At 65.1% G+C, this 17,978-nt stretch carries 13 protein-coding genes and 1 tRNA gene; 6 read left to right on the top strand and 8 right to left on the bottom strand.

The genetic code is table 11. The annotated features are described in order from the left end of the window. The first annotated feature begins 85 nt into the window (after window positions 1-85). A tRNA-Arg gene (locus QGV54_RS03000) sits at window positions 86-162 on the top strand. A 65-nt stretch (window positions 163-227) separates the two neighbouring features. Here the strand turns inward: QGV54_RS03000 and QGV54_RS02995 are convergent. Both QGV54_RS02995 and QGV54_RS02990 read right to left on the bottom strand, forming a co-directional pair. Then, window positions 228-1,247: a LysR family transcriptional regulator gene (locus tag QGV54_RS02995; RefSeq protein WP_281018347.1), complete on the bottom strand. Its 1,020-nt coding sequence runs from the start codon at window positions 1,245-1,247 to the stop codon at window positions 228-230. Continuing rightward, window positions 1,240-2,178, bottom strand: coding sequence for a LysR family transcriptional regulator (locus tag QGV54_RS02990; RefSeq protein WP_281018348.1), 939 nt, complete (start codon window positions 2,176-2,178; stop codon window positions 1,240-1,242). The genes QGV54_RS02995 and QGV54_RS02990 overlap by 8 nt, the downstream gene beginning before the upstream one ends. 94 nt (window positions 2,179-2,272) lie before the next feature. On the opposite strand from QGV54_RS02990, the gene QGV54_RS02985 reads away from it, so the two are divergent. The 4 genes from QGV54_RS02985 to QGV54_RS02970 all read left to right on the top strand — a co-directional run bounded on the left by QGV54_RS02985 (window position 2,273) and on the right by QGV54_RS02970 (window position 10,119). Continuing rightward, complete coding sequence (locus QGV54_RS02985) at window positions 2,273-7,114, top strand: tandem-95 repeat protein (protein ID WP_281018349.1); 4,842 nt, start codon at window positions 2,273-2,275, stop codon at window positions 7,112-7,114. A 247-nt stretch (window positions 7,115-7,361) separates the two neighbouring features. Next, window positions 7,362-8,237 carry a transglutaminase family protein gene (locus QGV54_RS02980; RefSeq protein WP_348637659.1) on the top strand — a complete coding sequence of 292 codons (876 nt, stop codon included), beginning with the start codon at window positions 7,362-7,364 and terminating at the stop codon, window positions 8,235-8,237. Between the two features lie 434 nt (window positions 8,238-8,671). After that, window positions 8,672-9,076: a hypothetical protein gene (locus QGV54_RS02975; RefSeq protein ID WP_281018351.1), complete on the top strand. Its 405-nt coding sequence runs from the start codon at window positions 8,672-8,674 to the stop codon at window positions 9,074-9,076. After that, a complete protein-coding gene (locus QGV54_RS02970; protein WP_281018352.1) occupies window positions 9,073-10,119 on the top strand; it encodes a phosphotransferase family protein in 1,047 nt (348 codons plus the stop codon). The genes QGV54_RS02975 and QGV54_RS02970 overlap by 4 nt, the downstream gene beginning before the upstream one ends. 19 nt (window positions 10,120-10,138) lie before the next feature. Here the strand turns inward: QGV54_RS02970 and QGV54_RS02965 are convergent, their stop codons facing one another. From QGV54_RS02965 to QGV54_RS02940, 6 genes are all read right to left on the bottom strand, one after another. Next, window positions 10,139-11,077 (bottom strand): hypothetical protein, encoded by a 939-nt coding sequence (locus tag QGV54_RS02965; RefSeq protein ID WP_281018353.1) that lies wholly within the window; start codon window positions 11,075-11,077, stop codon window positions 10,139-10,141. Then, the gene (locus tag QGV54_RS02960) at window positions 11,070-12,713 is read right to left on the bottom strand and encodes an AMP-binding protein (protein ID WP_281018354.1); all 1,644 of its coding nucleotides are present in this window, start codon (window positions 12,711-12,713) and stop codon (window positions 11,070-11,072) included. Before QGV54_RS02960 ends, QGV54_RS02965 begins: the two co-directional genes overlap by 8 nt. Window positions 12,714-12,808: 95 nt before the next feature. After that, on the bottom strand, window positions 12,809-13,873 hold the full coding sequence (locus QGV54_RS02955; protein WP_281018355.1) for a branched-chain amino acid ABC transporter permease: 1,065 nt from the start codon (window positions 13,871-13,873) through the stop codon (window positions 12,809-12,811). Window position 13,874: 1 nt separating this feature from the next. Then, window positions 13,875-14,792, bottom strand: coding sequence for a branched-chain amino acid ABC transporter permease (locus QGV54_RS02950; protein ID WP_281018356.1), 918 nt, complete (start codon window positions 14,790-14,792; stop codon window positions 13,875-13,877). After that, a complete protein-coding gene (locus tag QGV54_RS02945; RefSeq protein WP_281018357.1) occupies window positions 14,792-15,529 on the bottom strand; it encodes an ABC transporter ATP-binding protein in 738 nt (245 codons plus the stop codon). Before QGV54_RS02945 ends, QGV54_RS02950 begins: the two co-directional genes overlap by 1 nt. A 4-nt stretch (window positions 15,530-15,533) precedes the next feature. Continuing rightward, window positions 15,534-16,271: an ABC transporter ATP-binding protein gene (locus QGV54_RS02940; protein WP_281018358.1), complete on the bottom strand. Its 738-nt coding sequence runs from the start codon at window positions 16,269-16,271 to the stop codon at window positions 15,534-15,536. A gap of 410 nt (window positions 16,272-16,681) precedes the next feature. On the opposite strand from QGV54_RS02940, the gene QGV54_RS02935 reads away from it, so the two are divergent. Beyond that, window positions 16,682-17,902, top strand: coding sequence for an ABC transporter substrate-binding protein (locus tag QGV54_RS02935; protein ID WP_281018359.1), 1,221 nt, complete (start codon window positions 16,682-16,684; stop codon window positions 17,900-17,902). Window positions 17,903-17,978 lie beyond the last annotated feature (76 nt).

The following is a 17,978-nucleotide window of genomic DNA, read 5'->3' as shown; positions in this document are numbered from 1 at the left end:
CTGTCAATTGGTGGCTTGCCAAGCAGAAAGGCATACCGTATACGTCCGCCTCGCCCGATGGTGCTGCATCAGCACACCGGGCGCGGCGCCGGTAGCTCAGCTGGATAGAGCACCAGACTACGAATCTGGGGGTCGGGGGTTCGAATCCTCCCCGGCGCGCCATCTTCTGCATCGCGATGAAGTCCGCTTCGCCTACGGGCGCGGCAGGACGGTCGTGCGGCGGCGGATCAGTCCGCCATGACCTGTCCCTGCGCCTCGGTCGGCCCGGCAGGCGCATCCGCGTCCCAGATTCCCTGAAACAGGCCCTCGTCCAGCGGCCAGCCGGAGCGCATGCGCCGGACCAGTTCGTTCACGCTGTGCATCCCCATTTCCCTCAGACGGCGGTGAATCGGATCGGCATCGGCGCGTCGATGCCACACCATCTCCAGCCGGGCCGGCGTGGCCAGGGGCGGCGGCGGATGGATATCGAGCCCGAACCGCCTGTGCACGAAGATCGCGAACGGCATCTGCACCAGGGCGACCAGATTGCTGTTGGCCACGATCTGCGGAATGCTCCAGGCACGATGCACCCGGCAGGCCGGCTCGCTGTTGGTCCTGTCGCCGGAATAGACAACCAGCATGTCCTCCGGCGCCACGGGGCGGTCGATCAGCACCTTCCTGGCCCTGTCGTAGGCTTCCGGAGTCTGGGGGCCGAAATCGTCCGACCAGCCCTTCCGGGTGATGCAGGCCCAGCGCCCGTCAACCATGTGCTGGCTTATCAGGTCCGGATGGTCGATCACTGCCCCCGCGTGATAGGCAAGGTCGAGCGAACCGCTGCAGAGTTCCTGAACGACATCGACCTCGTAGAATGGCGTGATCTCCACCGTGACACCCGGCATTTCCCGCCAGAGCTGGTCCAGGACCGGCGTGAAGATGGTGGGTTCGGCAAGGTTGGGCAGCGAGATCCGGATATGCCGCTTCTGGTCGTAGGACGCAGAATCGTCGCGGACCGACAGCCCGGATTCGAAGACATGCATGCCCTTGCGGATGGGCTCGATCAGCTTGTCAGCCAGGGGTGTCGGCACGATCCCGTTCTTCGTGCGCCGGAACAGGGGCTGGCCGTAATGCTTCGCCAGCCTGCCCAGTCCCGCGCTGACGGCGGGCTGGCTCATGCCCAGTTCCTCCGCCGCGCGTGTGACGTGACCGGTCTCGTAGACCTTCACGAAGACGCGCAGCAGGTTCAGGTTCAGCCGATTTCCCTCAACCATCCCGGTCCTTCCCCTGAAACACTGCTCCATTCCCCCGGAAGACCGACAGGCAGATGTCGCGCAGCCAGTCCAGCGTCGGATTCCCGTTGTTGCGCTCGTGCCAGATCAGATAGGCCTCGTCGCGGGGCACATCGAACGGCAGGGGGATCTCCTCCAGCCCGAATGTCGCGCCGACCTCGTCGAAGAACACCTTCGGCAGCACGGCGAGCATGTCGGTACCGGCGATCATCCCCGCCATCGACCAGTAGCCACCGGTCTGGTAGACCAGCCGCCGCACGCAGCCCTGGGCGGCAAGCGAACGGTCCAGCTTCTTGTGTGCCCGCTGCTTGGTCTTCAGGTCGATGAACGGGAAACCGGAAAAATTCTCCCTGGTGACGGGACCGTGGCGACTGTTCCAGCCGGGCCGGGCCGCACAGACCAGCGGGGAGCGCAGCAGCATCTCGCACCGGATCTGTCGTCCGTCTATGGGCTGGTCGTGGATCGCCAGATCCAGGCTGCCGTCATAGAGCCCGGTGGAAATGTCCTGGTCGGGAAGGTCGCGCAGGAACAGGCACATGTTCGGTGCCGATTCCTCGATGATGGGCATCAGGCACCGCATCAGAAGCGGTTCCGCCAGTTCCGTGAGTCCGATCCGTGTGGTGCCCGAGACCTCCGCCGGATCGAATTCCTGCGGCAGTTCGGAGGCAAGGTCGACCAGCGCCAGCCCCTCGCGGATCGGAACGGCGATCTCGTCGGCGCGTGGCGTCGGCACCAGACCGTCCCGGGCCCGTTCGAAGAGCGGATCGTCGAGCAGTTCCCGCAATCGCGCCAGCGATGCACTGACCGACGGCTGACTCAACCCCAGCAAGCGGGCGGCCAGGCTGACGCTGCCGGTACCGTAGACGGCGTCGAAGACACGCAACAGGTTCAGATCAAGCGTACGAAGGTTCATCAAACGATCCATATAAAGCGTATTCGGAATCCAAATTTCACAAGCTCCGGAATATCGCCCATAGCTCCACCTGCATCTTCGTGGAGGCTCTTCTATGTCGGGATATCATTGGACGCATTTCAACCATTTTGTTTCCGGCGGCAGGCGGGACGACCATCTGACCGGCTCGCGCCGTTCGGAACTCCTGAAGGGCGGCAAGGGCGACGACACGGTCGAGGCCGGGGGCGGGAACGACACGGTCTTCGGCGGCAACGGTAATGACCTGATCGATGGCGGGTCGGGGCGCGACCGTCTCTATGGCGGCAACGGTCGCGACATCATCGACGGCGGATCGGGCAGTGACCTGATCAATGGCGGACGCGGCGACGACACGCTGGGCGGCGGCGACGGCTGTGACATCATCTTCGGCGGCTCCGGCGATGACCTGCTGGATGGCGGCGCCGGGTCCGACTATCTGGATGCCGGCAGCGGCAATGATGTCGTGCGCTTCGAGGCATCACAGAACAGCCATGGCCTCGACCTGGTGGAAGGCGGACGCGGCCATGACACGCTGCGGCTGGTGCTGACCCAGGCGGAAGCCGACGACGCCGCGATCCAGGCCGATATCGACCGCTTCGAGGACTTTCTCAGCCATCGCGGCCATGCCTGGTCGCATTGCGGCTTCGTCTTCCGGTTCGATGCGCTGAACCTGATCGTGCACAGCGTCGAGGCGCTGGAGATCGAGATCATCGGTGGCGTGAACACGGACCCGGTGGCGGCTGACGACAGCCTGATCACGGACGAGGACATCTCCGCCAGCATCGACGTGCTCGCCAACGACCTGGACGCGGACGGTGATGCGCTGACCGTCACCGCGGCCAGTGCTGCCAACGGCACGGTGGTGATCGGGGCGGACGGGACGCTGACCTATACCGGCAATGCCGATTTCAACGGCACGGACACGATCAGCTATACCGTCGATGACGGTAACGGCGGCACCGAAACAGCGGAAGTCGCGGTAACGGTGAATGCGGTCAATGATGCGCCGCTTGCCCGTGATGACTTCTTCTCGCTCCGGGCGGGCCAGTCCGCGACCATCGACCTGCTCGGCAATGATCTCGACCTTGACGGGGATACACTGACAGTCACCTCGGTGAACGGCCAGCCGACCGACGGCCCCATCGAGGTGGTCTTCGAAGGCGTCGGCTCCGGCTTTCTCCATTTCCCTGCCAATGGCCAAGGCAATCCCACCTTCGATGTCACCAGCGGCTTCGAGAGCCTGGGAGCACCCGACCTGATCTCGACCGAGATCTCCTACACGGTCTCCGACGGCAACGGCGGCAGCAGCACGGCGCGTGTCGCGCTGCGGGTGAGCGGGATCAATGATGCCCCCGTGATCGACGCTGATGCCTCCGACCTGTCGGCCACGCTGGTCGAGGACAGCGCCACGATCCTGAGCACGACGGGCAATCTGGTCTTCAGCGATCTCGACGACAACGAATTGCACACCGCCTCCGTCAGGTTCGACGGTTTCGGGGGCGATCAGGGCGGCATCACCGCAGCCGAGGCCCAGGGCTTCCTGTCCGCGTCAGCCAGCGAGCCTCTCATCGGATGGACCTTCGGTGCGGCGAACGGACACTTCGATCATCTGGGCAGCAACGAATCCCTCGACCTGACATACGAAGTCACGGTCAGGGACCTGGGCGGGGACACGGCGAGCGAATTCGTGACCGTCACGGTGCAGGGAACCAATGACGCGCCGGTGGCCGTCAATGATGCCGCGACGACCGACGAGGACGTTGCAGTGACCATCGACGTGCTGGGCAATGACTCGGACGTGGATGGGGACACCCTGACGGTGACGGGAGCCAGTGCCGCCAACGGCACGGTGGTGATCGGGACGGACGGGACGCTGACCTATGTCGGCGATGCGGACTTCAACGGCACGGACACCATCAGCTACACCGTTGATGACGGTAATGGCGGCACCGCGACAGCCGAGGTCGCGGTGACGGTGAATGCGGTCAATGACGCGCCGGTGGCAACTGACGACACCCTGCGCGCGTTCGAGGACTTTCCCGCGACCGTCAATGTGCTCGGCAATGATACCGACCCGGAGGGCGATGCCCTGACCGTGGTGGAGGCAAGTGCCGGAAACGGCACGGTGACCATCAACGCCAACGGGACCCTGACCTATCTGGGCAATGCCAATTTCAATGGCCCGGACACGATCAGCTATACGGTCGCAGACAGCGGCGGGGCCACCGCGACAGCGCAGGTGGTGTTCGACGTCATCCCGGTGAACGACGCGCCGGTTGCCGGGGCCGACACGGCGGAGACCGACGAGGACACGGCCGTCACGTTCGACGTGCTCGCCAACGACACGGACCTCGAAGGCGACGCGCTGACGGTCGAGTCGGCGACTGCCGCCAACGGCACGGTGACCGTCAATGCCGACGGCTCCCTGACCTATCTCGGCAATCCCGATTTCAACGGCACCGACACGGTGACCTACACGGTGCGCGACAGCAATTTCGGTCGGGCGACAGGCACGGCGGAGATCAACGTCAATGCCGTCAACGATGCACCCCAGGTGCTCGTCTCCAATGCCATCGCCCTCTCTGACGTGCGCGCGGGCGACGGCGGCTTCATCATGAACGGGATCGCCGATTCCGATCTGGCCGGTCGGGGGCCGCGCGGCGCGGGCGACGTGAACGGGGACGGCATTGTCGATGTGATCGTCGATGCCCGCCATGCGGACGTGAACGGCAACAACTCCGGATCGGCCTATGTCGTCTTCGGCAAGGCGGACGGCACGGCGGTCAACCTGGCGGATGTCAGTGCAGGCACGGGCGGCTTCGCCATCCAGGGCCGGCCACAGGGTGAACTGGCCGGATCGTCGGTCGACGGCATCGGTGACCTGAATGGTGACGGCCTGGATGACCTTCTGGTCGGGGCCTATCGCTTCAGCGGACAGACCGGGTCGGCCTATGTGGTGTTCGGCAAGGCGGACGGGACGACGGTGGAACTCTCCGATGTCTTCAACGGCAATGGCGGCTTCTTCATCCGCCCCGACCAGACCGGCCAGTCACTGGGCAACGCGATCAGTTCTGCCGGGGATGTGAACGGTGACGGCATCGAGGACCTGATCGTCGGCGCCAGTCGCGATGACGCCAACGGATTTGATTCCGGTGCCGCTTTCGTCATCTTCGGCAAGGCGGACACGTCCGAAGTCCGCATCAGCGACATCCGCAGCGGCAATGGCGGCGGCTTCGTCATCAAGGGCGCGGCTGGCACCAGCGGTGCCGGATTCTCGGTCTCGGATGCTGGCGACGTGAATGGTGACGGCCTGGCGGACATGCTTGTCGGGGCGCCGCTGGGTGGCCAGGGCGCCGCCTATGTCGTCTTCGGCAAGGCCGACAGCACCGCGATCGACCTGGGCGATGTGGAGGCCGGTATCGGCGGCTTCGCCATCACCGGCAGCAGCCCACTGGACAATATCGGCCAGGCGGTGTCCGGGGCTGGCGACCTGAACGGCGACGGCCTGGATGACCTCATCGTCGGCTCCCCGCAGAGCAATGCCAACGGCGTCCGTTCCGGTATCGCCCACGTCATCTACGGCAAGGCGGACGGAGACACCGTCGATCTGGACAATTTCACCGAGTCCGTCGACGGCTTCTCCATTGTCGGTGCGTCGGCGGACGACCGTGCGGGGTACGCGGTGGCCGGCGTTGGCGATTTCGACGGCGATGGCCTGGATGACATCGCCGTCAGTTCGCCCACCGCCGCACTGGACAGCGGTGGCGCCGGCATGACCTACATCGTGCTCGGCACGGCGGGCGCGCAGGGCAATGTGGATCTGGCCGATGTGGAGAATGGTATCGGCGGTATCGCCATCTTCTCCAACGGTGTCGGCAACAGTGTCAGCGCCATCGGCGACATGAACAATGACGGGCGTGCCGACATCATCATGGGTGCCCAGTCCGAGAACAATGGTGCGCCGCGCAGCGGCGGCGCCTATGTCGTGTTCGGGCGGGAAGCGACACCGGACGTCGTCGTCGACCCGGACCAGTCGGTGGCCGTCAGCAACATCAGTGTCAGCGATGTCGATGCCGCGGAGGGTACCGGCGAGGTCGAGATCGTCCTGACAGTCGGAAACGGTGTGCTGAGCGTCAGCGGCACGGTCGCCGTGGTTGCGGGCAACGGCACATCCGAACTGATCCTCACGGGCGACCTGGCGGACGTGAACGGGCTGCTCGACACCCTGACCTACACCCCCGACCCGGACTTCAGCGGCACGGACAATCTGGACGTGCAGGTCACCGATCTGGGGAACACCGGACTGGGCGGGCCGCTGTCGGCAACGGACAGCGTCGCCATCACGGTCACGCCTGCCGGCCTGGTCATCGAAAGCGATGCCCCCGTGATCGAAGGCGGCGACCTGGACGACCAGATAACCGTCACCGGGACCGGCGGCAGCAACGTGGCCGGTCTCGGCGGCAACGACACGATCCTTGGCGGCGACGGCAATGACACGCTCGCCGGCAATGACGGCAATGACACGGTCTTCGGCGGTGCGGGCGACGACCTGATCGGCGATGTCTTTCCGGAGAACGCCGGTCTGCCCGGCAGCGAACCGGGCGCGGGCGACGCCAACACATTCGTCGGCGGCACCGGTAGTGACACGCTGTTCGGCCTCGACGGAATCGATGACACCTTCGTCTTCGGTGACGGCGATGGCGATGATGTGGTCAACGGCTTCGAGGCCGGAGCGGGTTCGCTGGACCAGATCGACCTATCCGACTTCGGCCTGGATGACTTCGCCGATGTGCTGGCAATCGCGAGCGAGACGGGGGGCTCGGCCAGCCTCGCGCTGCTGGGTGTCGACGGCGGGGTGACGATCACGCTGAACGACATCGGCATCGCGGACCTGCATCAGGACGATTTCATCCTCTGAGGCCGGTCCGGGGCTGCGGGCACCGCCCGTGGCCCCGGTTCAGTCTCGCCGCGCGACCGGCAGGACCGCATGATCCGGAGACTGTGACCTCACGCCTGTCCGACAAATCGCTTAGCATCGGGCGGCCGAGCGACCAGACTTCGTGCCGAGAGGAAACTGCCATGACCTACTGTCCGCGCATCCCTGACGTGGAGCGGACCCGCATGGTCGGCTGCCGCGGAACCGGTGTCCCCGGTGACCGACCGTGATCTCCCCGGTGCTGAAGGTCCATCATCGCACCAGCTATCGCTATCACCGGCCCGTCGATTTTGGTCCGCACCGGCTGATGTTGCGGCCGAGGGAAAGCCGCACCCTGCGGCTGCTCTCCCATGAACTGCAGATCTCGCCCGCCGCCAGCGTCGCATGGTCGAACGATGTGTCGGGGAACGCCATCGCGACAGCGACGTTCGGCCAGCCCGGCGACACCCTGGTTGTCGACAGCCTTGCCGAACTGACACTGGAGGCCGAGGAATGGCCTGTCTTCGACATCGCGGCATCCGCTTCAAGCTACCCCTTCCTGCTCGGCGATGACGAGATGACCGATCTCGGTGCCTTGCGGCTGCAGGCCTATCTCGATCCTGCCGGACGGCTGCGGGACTGGGCGCAGGGCTTCGTCCCCGGGCCGCGGGCGGACACCCTTTCCCTGCTGAGGGCCATCAGCGACGGTGTTGCCGGGCAGACGACCTATGAGGAGCGCGAGGACGACGCCGCGCAGTCGCCGGTCGAGACCCTGGAACGCGGCAGGGGGTCGTGCCGCGACTTCGCGGTGCTGTTCGCGGATGCCGTGCGCAGCCTCGGCTTCGGCGCGCGGATCGTCTCCGGATACCTGCATGATCCCGCGCGCAACGCCATCGGCTCCGCCGGCGCGGGTTCCACACATGCCTGGACCGAGGTCTACATCCCCGGCGCCGGCTGGGTCATGTTCGACCCGACGAACCGCAGCGTCGGCGGCTTCAATCTGATTCCGGTCGCCGTGGGGCGCCACATCAGCCAGACAATGCCGGTCTCCGGCAGCTTCACCGGCGACGCCGACGCATTCGAATCACTGGATGTCGCCGTGACCGTCAGACGGTCGGCAGCCTAGCCACAGGCCCCGCAGGCATCCCGGACAAAGGCGTGTTCCCTGACCGCAAATCCAGGCCTGCGCATCCCTAGACGAGGCTGTCCGTCAGGCGGGGAGCGGCGGGGCTAGGAGGTCATCGCGAAACTGCCGACTGAAGCAGGAATCTCGGCACCGCCGCACCAACAGCAACGACGGACACCGCCCGTTGGCGTGATTTCCCCGGCAGAAAGCCCTTTGCACACCCCGGTCGATTGAACACTATCGGCATGGGGAGGAACCTGCCGTGAGCCGTTTAAACAGCTTTTTCCGTGACCGGTGCGCCACATGAGCATCGACGTCGGGAATTTCCACAACCGCAGCCACGATCCACGCCGGAACCGCAGGGCCGTCGGCGGCAGGGTCCTGACATTGAGGCTGCATGCCGTGCGGGCCGCAGATACTGCGGGAGGCGCGCAATGAACCGTGCGGACCTGCTGACCGGCATGGCCGAACTGCTGAAGGGTGAGATCGCCCCGGCGGTGAGTGATGCCTACCCGAAGACCCAGGCCTATCTCGGCGCGGTCGTGCTGCAGAAGATCGCGGCGGAACTGCGACTGGCGGAGGCTCACGGTCAGGCGCAGGCGGCCGAACGCGAGACCCTGCTGGCCGATCTCGATCCCGAACTGCGCGGCGCACCGGATGCCGTGACCACGGCCTACGCAGCGCTGCGCACCGGCGGCGACGCGGAACTCTGTGCCTTCATCCGGACCCTCTACGCCAATCGCGACGGACTGGGCCGGGACCGCTTCGATGCCTTGCTGGGCAGGGTGCGACAGGACCTGCGGCGCAGCATCGACAGGCGCATGGAGATCGCGTCATGAGCGGGAGACTGCCAGCCGACCAGGTGCCCGACACCATCCGCGACTATCTGGTATCGAAGCTGCCCGGCGCACGGGACATGGCCTTGTCCGACTGGCAGCAGATGGCCGTTGGCTGGTCGCACGAGACCTGGCTGTTCGACGCAACCTGGACCGAGGGCGGGGAAACGCGGCAGCGCGGTTTCTGCCTCCGCCGCGATCCCGGCAATGCACTGCTGCGCGACCTGTCCGACCTGGGCGACCAGTTCCGGGTGCTGCAGTGCCTGGCCGACACCGACCTGCCGACGCCGCGCGCCTACTTCTACGAGGATGTGCCGAATGTCCTCGGCGCGCCTTTCCTGGTGATGGAGAAGGTCCCCGGCCACTGCCCGAACCCCTGGGGACGCGAGGGACGGAAGTACTATGCGGAGGCCGCCGGGCGCGGGGTGCTGCCGCAGAGTTTCACGGACGCGCTGGCGACCCTGCACATGGTCGACTGGCAGGCGGCGGGGCTGGATTTCCTTGGCGTGCCGGAGGCCGGCACGAACGCGTTTGCGCTGGGCGAGATCGCCAAGTGGAAGGGCATGATCGCGGAGTCCGGCCACGGACCGGAGCCGGTGCTGACCGACCTGATCTGCTGGCTTGAAGCCAACGCACCGGTGACGGAGCGGCTCACACTGGTTCACGGGGCCTACCGCACCGGCAACCTGCTGATCGATGATGATCGCGTCTCCGCCGTGCTCGACTGGGAACTGCAGGTGATCGGCGACCCGATGTACGATGTCGCCTACATGTTGAGTGACCTGAACCGGGAAGACAGCGACCTGCTGTCCAACCTGGTACCGCGGGACATGTTCTTCGAACGCTACGAGGCCGCGACCGGCATCCGCATCGACGAGGATGCCTGCCGTTATTACCAGCTGCTCTACGCCATGCGCTCCGCCGCCTTCTGGATGAGCGCCTCCGGCCTTTATCGCGACGGCCTCAGCAGCGACATCCGCCTTGCCAGAACGGAATGGTCGATCCCGGTGGTGCTGGAAAGGGCAGCCCGCGACCTCGGCTACTGAGCAACGTGCGGGATTGGCGTCAGCCGCGCTTCAGCCGCTCGAAATGGTGCATGGGCCACATGTCCTGCTCCTCCCCCCAGGCAATGCCGTCGCTTCCACAGTCCCAGCGCACCAGGCTGTTGATGTCGATGAAGGTATGGCGGTTGATGATGATCCGGCTGACCGGCTCCCCGCGCGCGACGAGATTGCGGCCTTCCTGATCCGTCAGGTTCATCTCGATCGAGGTCATGCAGCCCGTCTCCGGGTCGCGCGTGCCGGTGCGGCTGCCGCTGGCAAGGGAAACCGTCCTGCCATCGCGACGCAGGAAGCCGTAGGCCGCTGTTTCGGCTTCCGCGCTGATATTGGTCACCGCCAGGAAGCCGGTATCGGGATCGGCCATGCCGGTGATGTAGCCCGCTCGGCGGGGCCGGTTCTCCGGTCTGCGCCCCCAGGTCCGGTCGCGCATGCCGTAGCAGTCGACGGCAATGCGTTCGCCCTTCAGCACGATATGGCCGTGCACCCGTCCGAACTGGTCGAAATGATGCGCCGAACCGAAGGTCGAACCGGTGGCCGTCAGCGGTTCCGGCGGCATCACCCCGTCGAACCGCAGGTCCGCCGAAAGCAGCCCGCGACCATTGTCGTCATAGCTCAGCGCATATGACATGCAGGGTTCGATCATGCGCATGCCGACACCGGTCGGCAGCCGGATGTCGGTCAGGTCCTGATCCTTCGGGATCGGCAGCGCCGTGTAATTGGCAGAGAACGGCACTTCCCACGGCAGATGCGCGGTCCCGTCCCAGATCCACGCCCCGCCGGAGACAATGCCGATGTTCGGTCGCGCCATGGTGTAGAACCAGCCGCCGAGCTGGCGTTCCGGAACGTGGAACGAGAACCAGGCGGTCTCCGTCGCCCACCAGTCATCGTCCATCTGGTCGAAGTGCCAGCCATCGTCGGCGGGCGTGAAACCGCGCTCATCCATTCTCGTCCTCCGTCAGGTACATCTCTCTCAGCCGGAACTTCTGGATCTTGCCGCTGGGCGTGCGCGGGAAGGCGTCGATCACCTCCAGCCGCTCCGGCAGGTAGTTGCGCGCCAGCTTGTGTCCCTGCAGCCAGTCGACCAGATCCGCCAGCACCAGCGACGCGCCCGCCACCAGCGTGACCACGGCACAGCCCCGCTCCCCCAGTCTCGGGTCCGGCAGGCCGATCACGGCAGCGTCCACGATGTCCGGGTGGCGGTAGAGCAGGTTCTCCACCTCCACCACGGGCACGTTCTCGCCGCCGCGGATGATGATGTCGCGGGACCGGCCTGTGATGCGGATATAGCCTTCCGTGTCCATCCGGGCATTGTCCCCGGTCTCGAACCAGAGGTCCTGGTCGACCAGATAGGCCTCGGGCCGGTTGAAGTAACCGACGAACATGGTCGGCCCGCGCGACTGCAGCCGGCCCTCGGTACCCGGCGGCACCAGCAGGCCCGCGTCATCGACCACGCGCACGGCCTGATGCGGGATCGCCCTGCCGTCGGTCTCGAAGACCTTCTCCTCCGGGTCGCCGGGATAGGTCGCGGTGACGATGCCGTTCTCGGTCATGCCCCAGGCGCTCATGACATAGAGGTTCGGATGCCGCGCCGCCGCATCCCGCAGCAGCACGCGCGGGATCGGCGCCCCCGCACAGAGGAACAGCCGCAGGCTGGAGACGTCGAAGTCCCCGACCGCCGGGTCATGCACCAGATCGCTGAGGAAGGGCGTGGCGGCAACGGTGATGGTGCAGCCTTCTGCCGCGATCAGGCTGGCGGCGACACCCGGGTCCCAGACGTCCTGCACGACACTCTTCACCCCCCGCGCCAGGGTCATGACGCAGGCGTACATGAAGCCGGTCTGGTGCGCCATGGGCGAGCCCATGTAGACCACGTCCCGTGTCGTCATGCCGAACAGTTCCCACGCCAGCCTCACCTTGGCCAGCAGCGTGTTGGGCGTGTGCATGACACCCTTCGGCTCCCCGGTGGTGCCGGAGGTGTACATCAGTTCCGTCACGTCGTTCGCGCCGGGGCGCGGGGGCAGCGGCAGGTCTTCGCCGGCGGGCGCATCGCGCAGCAGCACTGTCGCGAAATCGCTGTCCGGGTCGGGGCCATCGACCACCAGCACATGTGCCAGGTCCGGCAGGTCGCCCCGGATCTCGTCGATCATCGCCGGATAGTCGAAGCCCCGGAATGTGGCCGGGATCACCAGCAGCTTCGTCTTCGGAAAGCCCAGCATGAAGCGCAGCTCGCGCTGGCGGAAGATCGGCATCAGCGGGTTGATGGCCGCACCGATCCGGGCACAGGCGGGGTAGAGCACGAAGTAGTGCCACCAGCCGGGCAGTTGGGCGGCAACGACATCACCGGGACCGATCCCCAGCGCCAGCAGTGCCCGGGCGGCCCGGTCGGAGAGTCGTTTCAGGTCACCGAAGGTCAGGCTGGTGCGCTGGCCGTCGGCGGCCCGGTGACAGACCACCGCCACCGCATCCGGCCGCGCCGCCGCGATCCGGTCGAAATGATCGACAATCAGTTCCTCACCCCAGAGCCCGGCCCCGGTCAACTGCCGCAACCGTTCCGCCGGAATGACCGGATCAAGCGCCATCCGTTTCCTCCCCGAAGGGAAGCCTAGCAGCCCCTCAGGCGCGATGCGAACGACTTGCGACGGTCAGCCGCCGCCGACCGTACCGGAAACAGGTCCTACGACTGGCGGTGCGTTACCTCGGTGACGGCGACCTTGGGCTTGAAGGGCCAGTAGATCTCCGAGTTCCGGGTAAAGCCGGAGGGGCGGAAGATCAGGATCAGCAGCAGGATGATACCCAGCCCCACCTCCGCCGAACTGGCCGGCAGGCTGATGCTGGTCTCGCCGAGGCTGAAGCCCTTCTCCGCCTTGCGCAGCAGTTCGATCACGAAGGAGAGGACGATGGTGCCGACAACAGCGCCGGAAAGGCTCTGCATGCCGCCGACCACCAGCATCGACAGCGTGATGAAGGTCATAGGCAGATAGAAGGTATCCACCGTCAGCAGTCCCAGGAAGTGGCCGTAAAGACCGCCCGCCATGCCGACGAAGAAGGCGCTGAGGGTGAAGGAGATCACCCGTTCCCCGGTCACGTTGACGCCTGCGGCCTTGGCCGCGACCTCATCCTCACGGCTCGCCCTGAGCGCCAGGCCGAACTTGGAGCGGGAATAGACGAAGGCCCCGATCATGGCGACGATGCAGAACCAGAACGCCACCCAGGGGGTCGTCGTGACCGGTATCCCGACCAGCGAACTCTGGCCCGCCGTCCAGGTGCTCCATTGCAGGTAGAGGGAATAGAAGCTCATGAACAGCGCGAAGGTGCCGATGGAGGCCGCGATGCCGGAGAGCCGCATCATGGCCAGGCCTGAAATGAAGGCCGCGATGGCCGCGATCAGGCCACCGATGATCGTCGCGATCAGCCAGTGGTGCGAGTTGGCCAGCAGATAGGCCGGCAGACCGGGAATGAAGATGTCCTTGGTCATCGGATCCATGGTCTGCCAGGCCGTGGCGTAGGCACCGATCATCATGAAGCCGATGTGGCCGAAGGAGATCAGCCCGGAATTGCCGATGAAGATGTAGAGGCCGATGACGACCACCAGCCGGATCAGTCCCTCCGTCAGGGACTGGCTGACGATCCGGTCTCCGAAGGACTGGATGACGACGACCACCAGCAGCAGCCCGACGGACAGGATGATCAGTGGCCAGACTTCGCGGACCATGTGGCCCAGAGGTGATTTCGGCTCCATCTCAGACACGCTCCCTGGACGCACGGGACATGACCAGACCCTGCGGCCTGACCAGAAGAATGAAGATCACGATGGCGAAGACGAACACGTCCCGGAACACCCGCATCTCCGACGGCAGGAAGGTCTGCAGCAGGATACTGACCGCACCGACGGCAAAGCCGCCGACCACGGCCCCGACCAGACTGCCCATCCCCCCGATCACCGTGGCGATGAAGGCGAACAGCATCAGCGAGACACCCATGCGGAAATCCAGGATACCGGTCTGCACCACGAACAGCATGGAGACGGCGGCGGCCAGCATGCCGCTGATCGCGACCGCCAGCATGATCACGCGATTGGCCTCGATCCCCAGCATCCGCGCCATCCGGAAGTCCTCCGCCGCGGCACGCATGTGAACACCGTATTTCGTCTTGGTCAGGAACAGTACCAGCACCACCATCAGCACCAGCGTCACGCCGATGATGATCAGCTGCAGCTTCGGCACCTCCACCCCGGGCATCAGTTCCACGCCCAGGCTCAGGTCCGACCAGATGCCGACCGCCTTCGGGCGGCCGCCATAGATCATGATCAGGATGTTCTGGATGACGAAGCCGAGCGCGAATGACCCGATCATCAGGGTCGCGGGTGAAGCGTTCCGCAGGGGCCGGAAGACGAGGAATTCCGCGATCAGCGCCAGGATGACGACAACTACCACGATGCAGGGGATCAGGATCAGCGGGTGGAAGTCGCCGATCAGCAGCGTCGCCTGGGTCGCGGCGGACGGTACGATCAACGCGTAGGCACCCACCGTGATGAAGTCACCATGGGCGAAGTTGATCAGTTTCAGCACCCCGAACAGCAACCCGATACCAAGTGCGGCCAGGGCATACAGGCTGCCGAGGCTGAGTGCATTCATCAGAACCTGAAGTGCGAACGCCATCAGATCATCACCTCCCCTTCATGGTCATCAGAGAAGCCGAAATAGGCCTTGTGGACTGCCTTGCCGTCCTGCAGGTCGGCTGCCTTGCCGCCCAGCTGGATGGAGCCGTTGCGCAGGACGTAGAGGGAGTCCGCAGCCTTCAGCGCGCGTTCCGAACTCTGCTCGACGATCAGCAATGTCAGCCCGCGCTTCTCGCGCAGGTCGATCAGCACCTCGTAGACCCGGTCGACGATCTTGGGCGCGAGGCCGAGAGACGGTTCGTCAATGGTCATGAAGCGCGGGTTGGTCATCAGCGCGCGACCGATGGCCAGCATCTGCTGCTCCCCGCCGGAAAGCTTGCCGGCGGACTGCTTGCGACGTTCCCCCAGGATCGGAAAGGTCTCCAGCACCCGGTCATAGTCGCGCTTCATCTCGGCCTTGTCGCTGCGGGTGGCCGTGCCGACCTGAAGATTCTCCTCAACCGAGAGCGACGTGAAGATGTGTCGTCCCTCCGGCACCTGGGAGATGCCCATGCGGGCCACTTCCTCGGGTCGGGTGCCGTGGATGGGGGTGCCATCGAAGATGATGCTGCCCGCGGTCGGGGTCAGGACACTGGAGATGGCCAGCAGGGTGGTCGACTTGCCCGCCCCGTTGGGGCCGACGATACAGGCGATCTCGCCTTCCCTGATCGAGAGATCGACACCGCGCAGTGCGGTGAGCCGTCCGTAGCGGACTTCGAGGTCCTTGACTTCAAGCATCGCCTTACCCCTTGCCCAGATAGGCTTCGATCACCGCCGGGTTCTTCTGAACCTCCCCCGGGGTGCCGCGCGCGATGGTCCTGCCGCTGTCGAGCACGTGGATCCGTTCACAGACCCCCATGACGACGCGCATGTTGTGTTCGATCAGCACGATGCCGCAGCCGAATTCGTCCCGTACGCGCTGCACCAGCTTCATCAGGTCATCGCATTCCAGATCGGACATGCCGGCGGCGGGTTCGTCGAGCAGCATGAACTTCGGCGACTGGATCAGGGCGCGGGCGATACCGACGCGCCGTTCATCGGTGTAGGGCAGAGCGCCGGCCAGCACGTTGGCGCGGTCGGAAAGGCCGATCCAGTCGAGCAGCTTGGTGGCTTCCTTGTGCGCCGCGGCGCGACGCAGGCCCATGCCGACGCCGGCAACCTCGACATTCTCCACCACGCTCATCTCGCGGAACAGCCGACCCGCCTGGAACGTGCGGGACACGCCCATGCGACGCAGCTGGTGAGCATTGACCTTGCGGACCGAGGTACCATCCAGCAGGACATCCCCGACAGTCGGTTCCTGAAATCCGGTCATCGTGTTGACCAGCGTTGTCTTGCCCGCGCCATTCGGACCGATGAGCCCGAGGATCTCACCTGGTGTTACGGTCTCGTTCACCTGATCGATGGCTGTCAGCCCCTCGAATCTGATGGTGACGTCGCGTACTTCCAGCGTGGAACTGCTGTCTCCGCCCTGTTGCACCAATAGCCCCTCCGCGATTGCAGAAATGTCCGGGAACGATGTGTTTCACCGCATCGATGCTGCGACGTTAGACGCGATGTTGCGGCGCGGCAAGATAACCACCGCTGCCTGCACCCTGTCGCGACCCATGGCGAAGCGCTGGAATCCCGCGGGTTCTGCGGGCTTGCGAGCCGCTGAAACGTCCCAAACCTCAGGTGCGGTGCGCCATACATCTCAGTTTTGTGCACATGGGTCCAAGCTATCCCCCCTGCCCGGTGGTTGCCAGTTTCCCGATATGTCGTAGCATGTTTCCAGCGTGACGCCGTTCTGTTGCAGCGCAACAAGAACCCGGTCCGATGTCAGGAGGCGACATCGGTCAGGTTCAATGCTCGACGGAAGGGCGCGCGAACATGACAGGAGGTTTTTGTCGAATGAGAAAGCTAGCAACATCTGCCATCGGCGCGGTCGCGGCGCTGGGTCTCGCCGCCGGTGCGACCGTGGCGAACGCCGCTGATGACGAAGTCGTCGTCGGCTTCGCGGCGTCCTATTCCGGCTGGATGCAGGCCTACAGCCAGCCATCCACCAATGCGGCGCTGATCGCCATCGATGACATCAACGCCAAGGGCGGCATCCTCGGCAAGAAGATCACCTACGTCATGGCCGACGCCAAGACCGACCGTGTCGAAGGTGCCAAGGCCGGTCAGGAAGTCCTGAACGAGGGCGCGCAGATGGTCGCCGTCGACTGTGACTACGACTTCGGTGCTCCGGCGGCGCTGGCTGCGAAGAACGCCAACAAGATCGCGATCTTCCTCTGTGCGGAAAGCGTGCTGGCGGGCATCCAGGGTGTCGGCAAGAACGCCTTCTCCTCGTCCGTTCTCGCGGGCGTGCAGGGTGCGACGATCGCCGAGTGGGGTGCGCAGAACAAGGGCTGGAAGACGGCCTACATCCTGCTGGACACCACCATCGAGTACAACAAGGGCATCTGCTACGGCTTTGACTGGATGTGGCGTGAGAAGCTGGGGCTGGAGATCCTCGGTCATGATGTCTACCAGAACGGCGATGCCTCCATTGCGGCCCAGATCACCCGCATCAAGAGCCTGCCGACGCAGCCCGACATCATCATCAACTGCTCCTACATCCCGGGTGGCGCCAGTGCGCTTCGCCAGATCCGGGCAGCCGGGATCACCTCGGCCCTGGCCGGTGGCAGCTCCATGAGCGGCACCTACTGGCTTGACTCCGTTCCGAACCTGACCGGCCACTATGTGACCGAGCAGGCGTCGATCTACGGTGACGATCCGCGCCCGGCTGTTGAGGAGTTCAACAAGAAGTACGAAGCCCGCTTCGGCGAGCGTCCGAACAGCCAGTACACCTATCCCGGTTACCTGGTGGTCGAGATGTGGGCCCGTGCCGTCGAGAAGGCCGGTACCTTCGACACCGATGCCGTGATTGCCGCCATGGAAACCTTCCGTGAGGAGCCGTTCCTGATCGGAACGCGGACGTTCACGAACATCCTGCACCATCAGGATCGTGCGCCGTACCTGATCGTGGAAACGACCAATGGCAAGCCTGCCGTGGCCGCTGACTTCACCATCTCGGAACCTGTTCCGCTGGATGTGCTGTTCGGCAAGCGCTACTCCTACATCGCACGGTGATCTACCCCTTGCGATGAAACGACCCGAGCCCCGTTCCGGCCACCACCGGGACGGGGCTCCCTTTTTTCCAGGAGCC

It is taken from the genome of Minwuia sp. IMCC3060, assembly GCF_029909435.1.
Classification (GTDB): Bacteria; Pseudomonadota; Alphaproteobacteria; order Minwuiales; family Minwuiaceae; genus Minwuia.
Note: the sequence above shows the minus strand (reverse complement) of the source record. Positions and strands in the feature narration are given on the sequence as shown.

What these genes read in the sequence shown, in the direction of transcription:
- QGV54_RS02995 (WP_281018347.1), bottom strand. Translation starts at nt 1,247, where the DNA reads ATGGTTGAGGGAAATCGGCTGAACCTGAACCTGCTGCGCGTCTTCGTG.
- QGV54_RS02990 (WP_281018348.1), bottom strand. Translation starts at nt 2,178, where the DNA reads ATGAACCTTCGTACGCTTGATCTGAACCTGTTGCGTGTCTTCGACGCC.
- QGV54_RS02985 (WP_281018349.1), top strand. Translation starts at nt 2,273, where the DNA reads ATGTCGGGATATCATTGGACGCATTTCAACCATTTTGTTTCCGGCGGC.
- QGV54_RS02975 (WP_281018351.1), top strand. Translation starts at nt 8,672, where the DNA reads ATGAACCGTGCGGACCTGCTGACCGGCATGGCCGAACTGCTGAAGGGT.
- QGV54_RS02970 (WP_281018352.1), top strand. Translation starts at nt 9,073, where the DNA reads ATGAGCGGGAGACTGCCAGCCGACCAGGTGCCCGACACCATCCGCGAC.
- QGV54_RS02965 (WP_281018353.1), bottom strand. Translation starts at nt 11,077, where the DNA reads ATGGATGAGCGCGGTTTCACGCCCGCCGACGATGGCTGGCACTTCGAC.
- QGV54_RS02960 (WP_281018354.1), bottom strand. Translation starts at nt 12,713, where the DNA reads ATGGCGCTTGATCCGGTCATTCCGGCGGAACGGTTGCGGCAGTTGACC.
- QGV54_RS02955 (WP_281018355.1), bottom strand. Translation starts at nt 13,873, where the DNA reads ATGGAGCCGAAATCACCTCTGGGCCACATGGTCCGCGAAGTCTGGCCA.
- QGV54_RS02950 (WP_281018356.1), bottom strand. Translation starts at nt 14,792, where the DNA reads ATGGCGTTCGCACTTCAGGTTCTGATGAATGCACTCAGCCTCGGCAGC.
- QGV54_RS02945 (WP_281018357.1), bottom strand. Translation starts at nt 15,529, where the DNA reads ATGCTTGAAGTCAAGGACCTCGAAGTCCGCTACGGACGGCTCACCGCA.
- QGV54_RS02935 (WP_281018359.1), top strand. Translation starts at nt 16,682, where the DNA reads ATGAGAAAGCTAGCAACATCTGCCATCGGCGCGGTCGCGGCGCTGGGT.